This is a genomic window from Achromobacter sp. ISS7, assembly GCF_056523125.1.
In genome coordinates, this window is the sequence record NZ_JAWRZD010000001.1 from 4,942,321 (window position 1) to 4,957,392 (window position 15,072).

Here is a 15,072-nt window from a genome sequence, read left to right on the forward strand (position 1 = left end):
TGGCATGGTGTCAAAGGCGCTCGTTCGCAGAAAACACGAAAGCCCGCAGCAATTGCTTGCATGCGGGCTTCGGAAGGTGGGCATGTGAAATTTCACATGCGTTGAAAGCAGTGTAAGCCAGCCGAAGAGCGCCCGCAAGCATCATGGCGGAAAACGTCGATTGCAGACGGGCGTATTCAAAAATACAGGACTGATTCGCTAGACCCTGGCGCGGTTCGCCAGTCCCCTAGCTGGGCTGATCCTTCCCCGGATCTTCCGCCAGCACCTGCGGCGCGGGATACACCGCCTGCGGCACGTCCACCGGTTCGGCGCGCAGCGGTTGATGGACGCGGCTGGCGGGGACCAGCGAGGCGGGATCCTCGGGGCTGGCCCAGAGCGGGTCCGGGATTTCGGCGAACACCTGGCGCAGGCGTTCGCCCCAGGTGCCGCGGATCATGCGGAAATACTCGTTGTGCTCGTCGATGCTGGCGAAGTGCGTGACGCGCAGCGCGTGGGTGTCGTACACCAGCAGATCCAGCGGCAGGCCGACCGAGATGTTCGAGCGCAGCGTCGAATCCATCGAGATCAGCGCGCACTTGGCGGCCTCGTCCAGCGAGGTGTCGGGGCGCAGCACGCGGTCCAGGATGGGCTTGCCGTACTTGGCCTCGCCGATCTGGAAGTACGGGCATTCGGAGCCGGCCTCGATGAAATTGCCGGCCGAATACACCTGGAACAGGCGGCAGCGCTCGGCGCCGATCTGGCCGCCGAAGATCAGGCTGACGTTGAAGTCCACGCCCTGTTCGTGCAGGGCCGCGGCCTCGCGCTGGTAGACCGCGCGCACCGCGGCGCCAACCCGGCGGGTGGCCTCGAACATGTCGGGCGCGTTCCAGACGGTTTCGCCGCCCTCGTCATGCTGGCGCGCCAGCGCGTTCAGCACGGCCTGGCTGACGGCCAGGTTGCCGGAGGTCATCAGCACCATCATGCGTTCGCCCGGACGCTCGAAGACGGTCATCTTGCGGAACACGCTGATCTGGTCGACCCCCGCATTGGTGCGGGAGTCGGACAGGAACACCAGGCCGGAATCGAGGCGGGCTGCAACGCAGTAGGTCATGATCGAAAAAAAGGAGAAACCACGCCGCCATTGTATTGCGGCGTGGCCGAGCGGGGTTTATTGCTGCGAGGCGGTCTGGACCTGCACGCTGATCTCCATGGATTCATCGCCGCCGCCGGTGCGCACGCCACGGACCGGCGAGGCCGAGTCGTAGTCGCGTCCCACCGCCAGGCGGCAGTGGCAATCGGACGCGAACTGGCGATTGGTGATGTCCACGCTGGTCCAGCCGACGCCGGGTAGCCAGACGTCGGCCCAGGCGTGGCTGGCGGCGTGTTCGGCGGTGGTGTACAGGTAGCCGCTGACGTAGCGGGCCGGCACGCCCAGGCCGCGCACGCAGGCCAGGAACAGGTGGGCATGGTCCTGGCAGACGCCATGGCCCAGCGCCAGCACCTGGCCGGCGGCGGTGGTGACGTCGGTGGTGCCGGGTTCGTAGGCCACCCGGTCGCAGATGGCGCCGGCCAGCGTCAGCACATCGGCGGGCGCGTTCAGGCCGTCCGGCAGCACGTCGCGGGCGAAGGACTGGATGGTGTCGTCGGCCAGCGTCAGCGGCGTCTGCACGCAGTAGGCGTGCACGGGCAGGCGGCTGTCCTCGCCGCCCAGCGCGCCCTGCGCGAGCGAGCCGACCAGCACCTGCCCGACCACGCGCAGCTCGATCTCGGTGTGCGGACGGTTCAGCGTCAGCGTGTGGGTGATGTTGCCGTAGGCGTCCACCTGCTGCTCGAGCGCGCCGGGCGCCTCGATGTGCCAGCGCAGCACGCGCTGGTGCTCGTCGTCGCGCGGCGTCAGCCGCAAGGTCTGGATGCTGTAGGTGACGGGTGCCGTGTAGCGGTAGTGCGTGACGTGCGTGATGATCTGTTTCATGCCTGTCTCCTTGTCATGCCGACAGCGGCACCAGGAAGTCCTGGCTGATGCGGTTGCCCAGGTCGTTGATGCGGTCCAGGAAGTGCTCCAGGTACTGGTGCAGTCCGTTATGCAGAATGTCTTCGACGCGGCCGAACTGCAGCTCGGCGCACAGCATGCCGGCGCGCCGTTCGGTCTCGGTCGAGCGCTGGTTCGAGACGCGCGCCAGGTCGTCGGCCACCGCGCGCATCGCCGCCAGCAGCGAACGCGGCATGTCCGGATGCAGGATCAGCAGCTCGGCCACGCGGTCGGGCGTGATCACGTCGCGGTAGACCTTGCGGTAGATCTCCAGCCCCGACACCGAGCTGAGCAGCGCCGACCAGCGGTAGAACTCGCTCTGCAGCGCGCTCGGCGCTTGACCGTCGGCGCGGCCCTCCTGTTGCTGCTGCGGCGTGCCGTTGCCGTCGTGTTCGTGGAACTTCACGTCCAGCATGCGCGCGGTGTTGTCGGCGCGTTCCAGGTGCATGCCGATGCGCAGGAAGTACAGCGCCTCGTCTTCCAGCATGGTGCCGATGGTGACGCCGCGCGCCAGGTGCGAGCGGAACTTGACCCACTCGAAGAATTCGCCCGGGTTGCGTTCCAGCAGGCCGGTGTGCAGGTGCTTGAGCAGTTCCAGCCAGGTGGTGTTGTAGGTCTCCCAGACTTCGGTGGTGAGGCTGCCGCGCACGGCGCGGGCGTTCTCGCGGGCGGCGCGCATGCAGCTGTAGATGGACGAGGGGTTCTCGGCGTCGCGCACCATGTATTGCAGCACGTCCTGCGGCGACACCACGGTATGTTTGGCATGGTAAAGCCGTTGCAGTTCGGAGATGCGCAGCACGGCGTTCCACGAGCCTTCGCGGGTCTGCGCGTCCTGCGGCAGCAGCGACATCTGCAGGTTCACGTCCAGCATGCGGGCGGTGTTCTCGGCGCGCTCGGTGTAGCGGCACATCCAGAACAGGTTGTCGGCGGTTCGGCTCAGCATCGTTATTCCTCCAGGACCCAGGTGTCCTTGGTGCCGCCGCCCTGGCTGCTGTTGACCACCAGCGAGCCTTCGGTCAGCGCCACGCGGCACAGGCCGCCCGGCACGGTGCGGATGTCCTTGCCGCACAGCACGTAGGGGCGCAGATCGACGTGGCGCGGCGCCACGCCGGACTCGACATAGGTCGGCACCGTGGACAGCGCCAGCGTCGGTTGCGCGATGTAGTTGGCGGGGTTGGCGCGTACCCGGTCCTTGAACGACTCGACCTCGGCGCGCGTGGCCGACGGGCCGACCAGCATGCCGTAGCCGCCGGCGCCATGCACTTCCTTGACCACCAGGTCGTGCATGTTGGCCAGCACGTGCGACAGTTCCTCCGGCCGTCCGCAGCGCCAGGTGGGCACGTTCGACAGGATCGGTTCTTCGCTCAGGTAGAAGCGGATCATGTCCGGCACGTAGAGGTAGGTGGACTTGTCGTCGGCGATGCCGGTGCCGATGGCGTTGGCCAGCGTCACGCGGCCGGCGCGGTACACCGACAGCAGGCCGGGCACCCCCAGCGCCGAATCGGCGCGGAACGACAGCGGATCGAGGAAGTCGTCATCCAGCCGGCGGTAGATCACGTCGACCTTGCGCGGCCCCTGCGTGGTGCGCATGTACACCGTGTTCTGCTCGACGAACAGGTCCTGGCCTTCCACCAGTTCCACGCCCATCTGCTGCGCCAGGAACGCATGCTCGAAGTAGGCCGAGTTGTACATGCCCGGCGTCAGCACCACCACGGTGGGATCGTCGCCGCCATGCGGCGCCACTTCGCGCAGGTTGTCCAGCAGCAGGTCGGGATAGTGCGCCACCGGCTCGACCTTGATGCGGCTGAACGCGGCGGGCATCAGCCGCATCGACATCTTGCGGTTCTCCAGCATGTACGACACGCCGGACGGCACCCGCAGGTTGTCTTCCAGCACGTAGAACTCGCCAGCGCCGGCGCGCACGATGTCGACCCCGGCGATGTGGCAGTAGATGTCCTCGGCCACGTCCACGTCCTGCATCTCGGGGCGGTACTGGGCGTTCAGGAACACCTGCTCGGCCGGCACCACGCCGGCGCGGACGATGTCATGGCCGTGGTAGATGTCGTGGATGAACATGTTCAGCGCCCGCACGCGCTGCTTCAGGCCGGCTTCCAGGCGGCGCCACTCGTCGGCGGGGATGATGCGCGGGATCATGTCGAACGGGATCAGGCGTTCGGTGCCGGCGGCGTCGCCGGCCACCGAAAAGGTGATGCCGACCCGCCGGAAACTCAGGTCGGCTTCCAGGCGGCGCGCCGCCATGGCTTCCGCCGATTGCTCCTGGTGCCAGCGCTCGAAGGCCTGGTAATGGGAGCGTATGCCGCCGGCGCTGTCGCGCATTTCGTCATAGGCGGCGGGACGGGATGATCTGTCCTTCATGGCTCCTCCGTTGCAGATGCTGACGGCCGGCTTGGGCGCGGCCGTTGTCCGGTCCGTGCAGGACCGGTCTGACTGAATAAGCAACCCGCATGCCAGCTTGGGCAGGGGCGCGCGGGCGCCGCCCTGGAGGTAAATATCCTCTCGTCGGCGGCGGATGGCTACCCTCCGGATGAACGGCGGGCTCGGTGGCGCAAGCGGGACGGCAAGCCCCGCTTGGGGGTGAATGGCGGTGACGCCAGGGTGAAACGGGTCGGAATCCTGGCGGCGCGGGGTCGCGGCGACAGGGCGGACGGGCCGCGGCGGGGCCGCGTGGGCGAGGCGGGGGCTACCCGCGGGGGACGCCGCGCAAGGCGGCAATCGGCAATATCAGGGGCAGATCATAGGGCTTGCACCGTTTTGGTGCAAGCCCTTGGGCGAGACTGGTGCGTCAGCGCAGGGTGTAGTGGTGCAGCGTGGTGCCGCCGGGGCCCGGTTGCTCGTTGGGCACATGCGGCACCCAGCCGTCCGGGGTGATGACGGCGTCCAGGCGGAAGTCATGCGCGGCCGGCTCGTAGTCGGCATCCAGCTCGCCGCAGCTCCAGGCCACGCCGATGGCGGTGAAGGCATGGCCGCGTTCGCGCAGCGCCGCCAGGGTGCGGTCGTAGTAGCCGCCGCCGTAACCCAGGCGGTCGGCGGATTCGGTGTAACCCAGGGTGGGCACCAGCAGCACGTCGGGCAGCACCTCGGCGCCGTGCACCGGTTCCTGGATGCCGTAGGGGCCGGCGCGCAGTTCGGCCTCGGGCGTCCAGGGCAGGAAGGCCAGGGGCGCGTTGCGTTCACGCACCACCGGCAGCGCCACCGTGACACCGTTTTCCGTCCATTGCTCCAGCAGCGGACGCAGGTCGGGTTCGTCTTCCATGGGCCAGAAGGCGGCCACGGTGCGGGGGGCGGGACGGCCGGCGCGGGCGGCTTCGTCGCGGGCCACGTTGAGCCAGGTGAACAGGCGCGCGCGCATCAGCAGGCCGCCGCGACTGCGCTGGTCTTCGGGCAGTTCGGCACGCAGTTTCCGCAATCGCGTGCGTAGCTGGCTTGCGGTATCCTCTGGAGTATTTTGCGTAGTCATGCGGTAGCTGTAACAGGGGTGAAAAATGAAGGCGACAATGCGGGTCAGCGATAACACGTACAACGGCGCGAACCTGCGCGCGAGCCACCGCAGCGGCGGCCGCGCCAACAACCGCGCGTATCACCACGCCTGTCTTTGCGCCTATCACTGCGCCGACCCGCAAGCCGCCGGCAAGGTCCGCGCATGAAGGCCGCGCGCAACCCCATGACGGCAGTCCGGGCCCCGCAATCCGGACGGTATCAGAAAACCGGCGGGAAATCCCCGCGTGGCGCCGACGCCCGTGCCGGCCTGCGCCGCTGGCTGCCCTTGCTGGCGCTGTTCACCGCCGCGTGCGCGCCGGTCGACGCCCAGCAGCGCACCGCGGCCGTCAGTCCCCAGCCGCAACCCGCCGCGCAGGCGCCGCAGCCGGCCATCGCCGTGCCGCCGGCCGTGCTGGCCGGCCTGCCGCCCACCGCCGATACGCCGGCGCTGGCCGCCGTGGTGGCCGCGCGCGAAGCCATGAACCGCAAGCAGTGGTCGGTGCTGGGCGCCCTCGTGCCGCAGGCCAAGGGCGATACGCTCGGCATGTACCCCGAATACTGGCTGTTGCGCTACCAGCTGTGGAGCCCGCCCGCGGGCGGCCGGCCCAACACCGATCTGCAGAAGTTCATCAACGGCAACGGCGACGCCTACCTGGCCGACCGCCTGCGCGCCGATTGGCTGCTGGCCGCCGCGCGCAGCGGCGATTTCGACCTGGTGCGCAAGCTTGCGCCGGTCAAGAACAGCAACGCGCAGGTCGAGTGCGCCGTCCTCAACGCCAAGCACATGACCGGCCAGCGCGCCACCGCCGCGCAGGCCGTGGCCGTGTTCGCGCCGGGCGGCGCCTGCTGGACGCTGTACGACCAGCTGGTCGCCGACAACGTCCTGGGCTGGGAGCAGCTCGAACCGCAACTGCGCGATGCCATCGAGGCCAACAAGACCACCGACGCGCGCAAGTTCGTGCAGTACATGTTCGAGCCGCGCGACCAGAAGACCTACGACGTCCTCATCAAGGACCCGATGCGCTGGCTGACGCGGCAGGATCGCCTGCCGGTGGGCCGCAACGAAAAAGAGCTGGTCACCATCGCCCTGGCGCGCCTGGCCCGCTCCGACATCAACGTCGCCGATTCCTACCTGCGGCGCGAATGGGCCAAGTCCATGGCCAAGTCGAACCTGGCCTGGATCCGTGGCCAGTACGCGCTGGTGGCCGCGCTCAACCTGGACAGCCGCGCCGACGACTGGTACCACGAGGCCGGCCATATCCGCATGACGGAATACAACGCCGGCTGGAAGGTGCGCGCCGCGCTGCGCCAACCGAAGATCGACTGGAAGTGGGTCATCGAATCCATCGACCAGATGCCGCAGGCGCAGCAGCAGGATCCCTCCTGGATCTACTGGAAGGCGCGCGGCATGGCCGCCACCGGCCGCCGCGACCAGGCCAATGCGGCCTACGCGTCCATCGCCGACCGCTTCGATTTCTACGGCCAGCTGTCCGCCGAGGAACTGGGCCGCCGCATCACCGTGCCGCCGCGCCCGGTGCCCATCAGCGACAGCGAGATCGCCGAAGCGCGCGCCAATCCCGGCCTGCGCCGCGCCGTGCAGCTGTTCCGCCTGGGCTGGCGCCAGGAAGCCGTGCCCGAATGGAACTACGCGCTGCGCGGCATGAGCGATCGCCAGCTGCTCGCCGCCGCCGAACTGGCGCGCGCCGAGAACATCTACGACCGCGTGGTCAACACGTCCGACCGCACCGAGAAGGAATTCGATTTCAGCCAGCGCTTCATCGCGCCGTTCGAAGGCCGCGTCACCGCCAAGGCCAACGCCATCGCGCTGGACCCGGCCTGGGTCTATGGCCTGATCCGCCAGGAATCGCGCTTCATCATGGACGCGCGCTCGCACGTCGGCGCGTCCGGCCTGATGCAGCTGATGCCGGCCACGGCCAAGTGGGTCGCGGGCAAGATCGGCATGAGCAACTTCACGCCCGACAGCGTCAACGACTTCGACACCAACACCGAGCTGGGCACCAACTACCTGAACATGGTGCTGCGCGACCTGAACGGCTCGCAGATGCTGGCCAGCGCCGGCTACAACGCCGGGCCGCGTCGGCCGCACAACTGGCGCTCCACCTTCAACCATCCGGTCGAAGGCGCGATCTTCGCCGAGACCATCCCGTTCAACGAGACGCGCACCTACGTCAAGAACGTGATGTCCAACTCGGTCTACTACGCCGCCATGTTCAGCGGCCAGTCGCAGTCCCTGAAAGAGCGGCTGGGCAACGTGGTGCCGCTGGGCGCGGAAAGCACCACCCTGCCATGACGGGGGATGCGGCAACGCAGGGCCTGCAGGTCTACATCGTGGGCGGAGCGGTGCGCGACGCGTTGCTCGGCCTGACGCCCGGCGACCACGACTGGGTGGTGGTCGGCGCCACGCCCGAGGACATGGCGCGGCGCGGCTTCATTCCGGTGGGCGGCGATTTCCCGGTGTTCCTGCACCCGGTGACCAAAGAGGAATACGCGCTGGCGCGCACCGAGCGCAAGTCGGGCCGTGGCTACAAGGGCTTTACCTTCTACACCGGCGCCGACGTCACGCTGGAAGAAGACCTGCGCCGCCGCGACCTGACCGTCAACGCCATCGCGCAGAAGCAGGACGGCGAACTGGTCGACCCGCTTGGCGGCGCCGCCGACGTGCGGGCGCATGTGTTCCGCCACGTGGGCGAAGCCTTCGAGGAAGACCCGGTGCGCATCCTGCGCCTGGCGCGCTTCGCCGCGCGTTTCGCCGACTTCAGCGTCGCGCCCGAGACCCTGGCGCTGTGCCGCCGCATGGTCGAGGCCGGCGAGGCCGACGCCCTGGTGGCCGAGCGCGTCTGGAAAGAAGTCTCGCGCGGCCTGATGGCCGCCGCGCCATCGCGCATGCTAGACGTGCTGCGGCAGTCCGGCGCGCTGGAGCGCGTCATGCCCGAGTTGCTGAGCTCCGAGGAAACGGGTGGCGACGTCGATCGCGCGGCCGCCCGCAAGCTGTCCTTGCCGGGCCGTTACGCGTTGCTGTGCCGCCTGTCGCCCGAACGTGAGGCCCTGGGCCGGCACCTGCGCGTGCCGACCGAATGCAACGACTACGCACGCCTCCTGCCCGAGATGTTGGCGGGATTGGAGGCCACGCAAGCCGCCGGCGCCGACCAGGCCGACACGCAGCTCGCGCTGATGGAGCGGGTCGATGCGCTGCGCAAGCCCGAACGCTTTTTCGATCTGCTGGAAACGGTGGCGGTGTTGCGGCCGGTGGATATCGACGCCTGGCGCGAACGCGCGCAGGCGGTACGCGGCGTGGATGCCGGCGCCATTGCCCGGGCCTGCGCGGGCGATCCGGCACGCATCAAGCAGAGCGTGCGCGATGCGCGCCTGCAGCGGCTGCGCGCCGCCTGACGCCGCGTCCTACAGCTTGCCGAGACGGTCGCCGCGGGCAAAGCCGATCAGCGGTTGCGTGATGCCGCGGCCCACCGCCAGCACCTTGAACAGTTCGCCCATCTCGGCTTCCGACAGCAGCTTTTGCACGGGCGCCACCGCCTGCGCGTAGGCCTGCGCATCGGTTGGATCCAGCTGCGCCAGCAACTCCATCAGCCCGGCGTTCATCAGGAAGCGCGCCTGCGAGGTGTAGCCCAGCACTTGCAGGCCGGCCGCCTGCGCCGCGTCCGCCATGGCGGTGAAGTCGACGTGCGCCGTGATGTCCTGCAGGCCGGGGGCGGTGAACGGATCGCCGTGCGCGTGGTGGCGCAGATGGCACATCAGCGTGCCGCCGGCGCGCTGCGGGTGGTAGTACTCGCTGCGCGGAAAACCGTAGTCGATCAACAGCGCCGCGCCCTGTTCCAGCCAGCCGCTCATGCCATCGATCCAGGCCTCGGCCTGCAGGTTGATTTCGGACACATAGCCCGGCAGCGCCGGCATGCGCGCCGCCACCGCCTCGGCCAGGCGCGGCGCGGCCGGCCGGTCTTCCCAGACGAAATCCTGCGCGGCGTCCAGCGCCACGCCGCGTTCCAGCACCGCGCCATCCTCGCTCCAGCGGAACAGCGATACCGGCATGGCGTCCAGCACCTCGTTGGCCAGCACGCAACCGCGAAAGTCCGTGGGCAGCGTGTCCAGCCAGCGTACCCGGTCGCCGAACGGCGCCAGCCGCTCGGCCTGGCGCGCGCGCAGGTCGGCTGATACTTCGAGAATCAGGTACTGCGTCTCTTGCAGCCCCTGCGCATCCAGCTCGCGCAGCACGCCTTCGGCCAGCGCGCCGGTGCCGGCGCCGAACTCCAGCACCGTCTGGGTGTCGGTCTGGCGCAGGACCTGGGCCGCCTGGCGCGCCAGGGTGCGCGCGAACAGCGGCGTCAGTTGCGGCGCCGTGACGAAATCGCCGGCGGGCGCGCGCGCATCGGCTTGCGCCAGTTTGACGTTGCCCGCCGCGTAGTAGCCCAACCCCGGCGCATACAGCGCCTCGGCCATCCAGTGATCGAACGGCAGCCAGCCGGAAGCGGCGGCGATCGCGGCGCGCAGGTGCGCGGCGGCAGCGTCGCTGTGGGCCTGGTCGGCGGGGGAGAGCGGGGGCAGGTTGGCAGGGGCGGGGCGTTGCATGGCGAAAGAAGGGCGTCGTGAATAAGGCATTTTCCCAAAAAACAAACCCCGCGACAGGCGCGGGGTTTGTTGGGTGCCGATCAGGGCTTAGCCGCGGCGGGCGCCGGCCGGCTTGCTGAAGCGCTTGGCGGGGCCGCCGGGGCGCTTGTCGAAGCTGGGACGGTCACGGAAACCGCCTTCCGGGCGGTCGCCGCCGCGGAAGCCGCCTTCGCGTTGCGGACGGTCGCCGAAGCTGGGGCGATCGCTGAAGCTCGGACGCGAATCGCGGTCGCCGCCACGGAAGCCGCCTTCACGCGGGGCGCGCTCGTTGAACGGACGCGGATCGCGCTGCGGGCGGTCGCCAAAGCTGGGACGGTCGCCGAAGCTGGCGCGGTCGTTGTTGTAGCTCGGACGCGAATCACGGTCGCCGCCGCGGAAGCCGCCTTCACGCTGCGGGCGGTCGCCGAAGGGACGATTGCCCTGGTAGCCGCCTTCGCGCTGGGGACGATCACCGAAGCTCGGACGATCGCCGAACGAACGGGCCGGGCGGTCGCCGAACGGGCGATTGCCTTGGTAGCCACCGGCGCCGCCTTCGCGGGCGCCCTGGTAGCCGCCTTCACGCGGCTTGAATTCGCCACGCGGGCCGCCGAACGAACGGCCTTCACGCGAACCGCCTTCACGGTGACCCTGGTAGCCGCCGCCGAAGCCGCCCGGGCGCTTGCCGAAAGGCTTGCCGCCGCGCGGCGCGCCGCCGGTCGAGGGACGCGGGGTGCGCTTGGGCTCCAGGCCGGCGATCACTTCGGGCGTGATGGATTGGCCGATGTAGTGCTCGATGCGGCGCACCTTGTGGCGCTCGGAGTGCGTGGCCAGCGTGAACGCCAGGCCGTTGCGACCGGCGCGGCCGGTACGGCCGATGCGGTGCACGTAGTCTTCGGCCTGCATCGGCAGGTCGAAGTTGACGGCGTGGCTGATGCCTTGCACGTCGATGCCGCGGGCGGCCACATCGGTGGCCACCAGGATGCGCAGCTGGCCGCGTTGCAGTTGCGACAGCGTGCGGGTGCGTTGGCGCTGGTTCATGTCGCCGTGCAGGGCGGCGGCGGCAAAGCCCTGGTCGGCCAGGCGGTCGGCCAGATCATCGGCGCCGCGCTTGGTCGACGTGAAGACGATGGCCTGGTCCAGCGAGGCGTCGCGCAGGACGTGGTCCAGCAGCTGCATCTTGTGGCTGGCGTCGTCCGCGTACAGCAGGCTCTGCGTGATGTTGGTGTGCTTTTCCTTGGCGCCGGCGATCTCGATGCGCTGCGGGTCGCGCATCATGCGCGCGGCCAGCTTGGCGACGGTGCCGTCCAGGGTGGCCGAGAACAGCAGCGTCTGGCGTTCGGCCGGCAGGCGGCTGATGATGGTTTCGATATCTTCGATGAAGCCCATGTCCAGCATGCGGTCGGCTTCGTCCAGCACCAGCGTGTGCACGGTGTTGAGCTTGACGCGGCCGGCTTGCAGGTGGTCGATCAGGCGGCCCGGCGTGGCGACCAGGACGTCGACGCGGCGCGACAGCGCCTTCAGTTGGGCGCCGTAGGGCATGCCGCCGACAACGGTGGCGGTGCGCAGGTCGGCCAGCTTGCGGCCGTAGGTGGCGGTGGCTTCGGTGACTTGCAGGGCCAGTTCGCGGGTCGGGGCCAGCACCAGCACTTGCACGCCGACGCCCTTGTTGGCGGGCATCTGGGCGATGCGATGCAGGGCCGGCAGCATGAAGGCGGCGGTCTTGCCGCTACCCGTCTGCGAGGACACCATCAGGTCGTGGCCGGCCAGCGCTTGCGGAATGGCCGAAGCTTGCACGGAGGTGGGGGTGCTGAAGCCAGCTTCTTGCAGGGCCGACAACAGAGCGGGCGCGAGGCCCAGGTTTTCGAAAGACATAACTTTCCCTTGCCGCGATCAAATGCGACGCAGTGCTTGGTCGGGCCAGGGGATTAGGCGGCCGGATCCAGGCGACGGTTGATGGAGCATCGTGCCGACCGAATCAACCGTGCGCGTGGCGCGTTCCCGTAATACTGCTTGGAACGCAGGGCGAAAGGAAAGGAGGTCAGGAATCGATGATGTTCGGCATGGGCCTGGGCTTGGTTGCCCGGCAGACTGCTGAAATTTCCGCTAAATCAAGGCGGTAAATGCCGAACTCGTTTGGTGCAGTGCGGCGATCATAACCCGAATTCGCCTTGCAGGGGAATTGTTTTTTTGTCCAGCCCCCAATCAATAGGGTTTTTCCCTTGGTCGGCCAGCCACCGGTTGGTCGCCAGGAAATGGCCGCAGCCCAGGAACGGCACGGGCGGGCGCCGGGCGGACAAGGGCGAGGGATGATTCGACATCAGGACCAGGTGGCCGCTGTTGTCGGGAAGCAACGCCTGCTTGGCCTGGGCATGGGCGCCCCACAGCATGAACACCTTGGGTGACGGGTCTTCGGCCACCCGCGCGATCAGTGCGTCCGTCACCGTTTCCCAGCCGCGCTTGGCATGCGACGCGGGCTGGCCGTCTTCCACCGTCAGCGCCGTGTTCAGCAGCAGCACGCCCTGTTCGGTCCACGGTGTGAGGTCGTTGCCGGCCGGCAACGATGTGCCCGGATATTCCTGGGCGATCTCATTGAAGATGTTGCGCAGGCTGGGCGGGCGCTTGCAATCGTCCGGCACGGAGAACGCCAGCCCCTGCGCCTGGCCGGGGCCGTGGTACGGGTCCTGTCCCAGGATCACCACCCGCACATCCGAGGGCGCCAGCCCGTGCAGGGCGCGAAACGGCTCGGCCGGATAGACCACCGCGCCTTCGGCCAGGCGCTTTTCCACGTGGGCGGTCACGGCCGCCAGCGCCGCGGCGACGCGCGGGGCCTGCAGGGCGGCCTGCCAGGCGGCGGGCAATTGCGCCGTCTGGGCGGCGAGGGCGGAGGGAATCAGGCGGTTGTCGATCGGCATGGGCGCGATTTTGGCACAGCGCGAGCCACGCCAGCGTTGCCGGCAAGGCGACGTTCCCCAAGCGATTTCAGACTGTTCCCATCGTCAGTGGCGGCACGGCCCGCTAACTTAGCACCGTAATGGCATGTAACTACATGGCTGCCGTTTTGCCGCTGCATATTCTCGATTGTCGCCAGAAGATCCGTGAAAAAGCTGGCATAAATTGAAATATGCGCTTAATTAATTCGATTTTCCTCCGTTATGGAAGGAAACCGGTAATTTCAATAAGAAACAAGTGCATACCATCGTATCGCGAAGCCGCCTCCGGCAGAGGCTGCTTCCCTGCCTGGCGCTGTGCGTTTCATCCATCGCCTCCCTGACCTTCCCGCCTCGCCTGGCCGCGCAATCCTTGCCCGCGGAGGCCGCCACGCGCGCCAACGACATCCAACGCCGCCAGGAGCAGGAGCTGGACGCCCAGCGGGCCCGCGCCGCGGAACGGCCGGATGTGCTGTCGGCGCCGCCCGCCGTCGCGGGCGAAGGCCCGCTGGTGTTCCCCCAGGAAGCACCGTGCTTCACGATCGGCCAGGTGGCGTGGGACGGCGCGGACCCGCCCGCGGCGCTGCGCCGCGACCTCGACACCGTCCCGGGGAAATGCATCGGCGGCCAAGGGCTGCGCGTCCTGCAGGAGCACCTGATGGCGCGCCTGATCGACCGTGGCCTGATCACCGCCCGCGTGTTGGTGCCAGAGCAATCGCTGGCCGCCGGCACGCTGACCCTGCGTTATGTGCCGGGACGTATCTCCGGCGTCAAGAGCGAGGGCGCGCCCGGCTGGTGGCGTACCGCGCTGCCCACCTGGCCCGGCGGCGACGTCAACCAGCGCGACCTGGATCAGGCGCTGGAGAACATCCGCCGGCTGGCCGGCCAGGCCGATGCCTCCATCGACGTGGCGCCCGGCCCCGAACTGGGCGACTCGGACATCATCATCAAGCCCGGCACCGGCAAGCGCTGGCACGCCTACGTGGGCGGCGACAACGCCGGCATGGAGTCCACCGGCAAGAACCAGGTCAACGCCGGCCTCACGCTCGATTCGCCGCTGTTCCTGTACGACCAGTTGTCGGTCTCCTGGAACAGCAACGCCGACCTGCGCAACGGCGATGCCGGCTCGCGCGCCGCGTCCATCAACTACAGCATCCCGTTCGGCTACTGGACCCTGTTCGCTGGCGCCAGCAAGTCGCGCTACCGCCAGACCGTGGCCGGTTTCGATGAGCCCATTGTCTACGGCGGCACCAGCAAGCAGGTGGAGGCGGGCGTGTCGGTGGTGCCCTACCGCGGCGCCAGCTACAAAGGCACCGCCATGCTGAAGTTCCTGCGCAAGCGCGCCAATAGCACGCTCAACGACGTCGACATCGAGGTGCAGCGGCGCGACGTCGTCGGCTACGAATTCAGCTACGGCCACCGCCACTACATCGACCAGCTCGTGTTGGACATCGGCGGCGGCGTGCGCGGCACGCTGCCGCAGTTCTCCGACCAGCCCGGCTACGTCTACGGCGACCCCGACTGGAATGGCCGCAGCACCATCCTGACGGCCAACGCCGGCCTGTACCTGCCCTTCAAGGTGGCGGGGCAGCAATTGGCCTACCAGGCCAACTGGCAGATCCAGCACGCCCGCACGCCGGTCGTGCCCGCCGACTACTTCACCATCGGCAACCGCTACGCCGTGCGCGGCTTCGACGGCCAGATGACCCTGGCTGCCGAGGACGGCTGGACCCTGCGCAATGACCTGTCGCTGAACCTGGGCAACCTGGGCCAGCAGCTGTACGCGGGCCTGGATGCCGGCCGCGTGGGCGGTCCGGCGGCGCAATACCTGGCCAGCCGCACCCTGGTGGGCGCGGTGGCGGGCCTGCGCGGCCGCATCGCCGTGCCGGGTGTCGCCAATGCGATCAACGCCAGCTATGACCTGTCGGCCGGCTGGCCCCTGAAAAAGCCCGACAACCTGAAGACGCAAAGCACGGTCTTCGCCGCCACGCTGATGTTCGAGTTCTAGTCCGGTCGGGG

The 15,072-nt window shown here is 68.6% G+C and carries 12 protein-coding genes; 4 read left to right on the forward strand and 8 right to left on the reverse strand.

Annotated elements, in window-relative coordinates; genetic code table 11:
* Positions 1 to 226 precede the first annotated feature (226 nt).
* The 5 genes from AC1HFW_RS22440 to AC1HFW_RS22460 all read right to left on the reverse strand — a co-directional run bounded on the left by AC1HFW_RS22440 (position 227) and on the right by AC1HFW_RS22460 (position 5,486).
* A complete protein-coding gene (locus AC1HFW_RS22440; protein WP_006391888.1) occupies positions 227 to 1,090 on the reverse strand; it encodes a proteasome-type protease in 864 nt (287 codons plus the stop codon).
* Between the two features lie 57 nt (positions 1,091 to 1,147).
* Positions 1,148 to 1,951: a transglutaminase family protein gene (locus AC1HFW_RS22445; protein ID WP_006391887.1), complete on the reverse strand. Its 804-nt coding sequence runs from the start codon at positions 1,949 to 1,951 to the stop codon at positions 1,148 to 1,150.
* 13 nt (positions 1,952 to 1,964) lie between these two features.
* Positions 1,965 to 2,951, reverse strand: coding sequence for an alpha-E domain-containing protein (locus AC1HFW_RS22450; protein ID WP_006391886.1), 987 nt, complete (start codon positions 2,949 to 2,951; stop codon positions 1,965 to 1,967).
* 2 nt (positions 2,952 to 2,953) lie between these two features.
* A complete protein-coding gene (locus AC1HFW_RS22455) occupies positions 2,954 to 4,384 on the reverse strand; it encodes a circularly permuted type 2 ATP-grasp protein (protein WP_006391885.1) in 1,431 nt (476 codons plus the stop codon).
* Between the two features lie 427 nt (positions 4,385 to 4,811).
* Positions 4,812 to 5,486, reverse strand: coding sequence for a 5-formyltetrahydrofolate cyclo-ligase (locus AC1HFW_RS22460; RefSeq protein WP_035359701.1), 675 nt, complete (start codon positions 5,484 to 5,486; stop codon positions 4,812 to 4,814).
* Positions 5,487 to 5,511: 25 nt separating this feature from the next.
* Between AC1HFW_RS22460 and AC1HFW_RS22465 the strand changes: the two genes are divergently transcribed.
* Genes AC1HFW_RS22465 through AC1HFW_RS22475 form a run of 3 tightly spaced genes read left to right on the forward strand, consistent with a single transcriptional unit; the run spans position 5,512 to position 8,917 of the window.
* Positions 5,512 to 5,673, forward strand: a complete 162-nt coding sequence (locus tag AC1HFW_RS22465; RefSeq protein WP_157146204.1) for a hypothetical protein — start codon at positions 5,512 to 5,514, stop codon at positions 5,671 to 5,673.
* A gap of 17 nt (positions 5,674 to 5,690) precedes the next feature.
* Complete coding sequence (locus AC1HFW_RS22470) at positions 5,691 to 7,817, forward strand: lytic transglycosylase domain-containing protein (RefSeq protein ID WP_479285263.1); 2,127 nt, start codon at positions 5,691 to 5,693, stop codon at positions 7,815 to 7,817.
* Positions 7,814 to 8,917 (forward strand): tRNA nucleotidyltransferase/poly(A) polymerase-related protein, encoded by a 1,104-nt coding sequence (locus tag AC1HFW_RS22475; protein WP_479285264.1) that lies wholly within the window; start codon positions 7,814 to 7,816, stop codon positions 8,915 to 8,917. The genes AC1HFW_RS22470 and AC1HFW_RS22475 overlap by 4 nt, the downstream gene beginning before the upstream one ends.
* 9 nt (positions 8,918 to 8,926) lie before the next feature.
* On the opposite strand, the gene AC1HFW_RS22480 is transcribed toward AC1HFW_RS22475, so the two are convergent.
* From AC1HFW_RS22480 to AC1HFW_RS22490, 3 genes are all read right to left on the reverse strand, one after another.
* On the reverse strand, positions 8,927 to 10,108 hold the full coding sequence (locus tag AC1HFW_RS22480; protein ID WP_479285265.1) for a class I SAM-dependent methyltransferase: 1,182 nt from the start codon (positions 10,106 to 10,108) through the stop codon (positions 8,927 to 8,929).
* Positions 10,109 to 10,195: 87 nt separating this feature from the next.
* On the reverse strand, positions 10,196 to 11,998 hold the full coding sequence (locus tag AC1HFW_RS22485; RefSeq protein WP_241075340.1) for a DEAD/DEAH box helicase: 1,803 nt from the start codon (positions 11,996 to 11,998) through the stop codon (positions 10,196 to 10,198).
* A gap of 278 nt (positions 11,999 to 12,276) precedes the next feature.
* Positions 12,277 to 13,038, reverse strand: a complete 762-nt coding sequence (locus AC1HFW_RS22490; protein ID WP_006391879.1) for a uracil-DNA glycosylase — start codon at positions 13,036 to 13,038, stop codon at positions 12,277 to 12,279.
* A 274-nt stretch (positions 13,039 to 13,312) separates the two neighbouring features.
* Here AC1HFW_RS22490 and AC1HFW_RS22495 point away from each other — a divergent pair, with 274 nt between their 5' ends.
* Positions 13,313 to 15,061 carry a ShlB/FhaC/HecB family hemolysin secretion/activation protein gene (locus AC1HFW_RS22495; protein WP_479285266.1) on the forward strand — a complete coding sequence of 583 codons (1,749 nt, stop codon included), beginning with the start codon at positions 13,313 to 13,315 and terminating at the stop codon, positions 15,059 to 15,061.
* Positions 15,062 to 15,072: the final 11 nt, after the last annotated feature.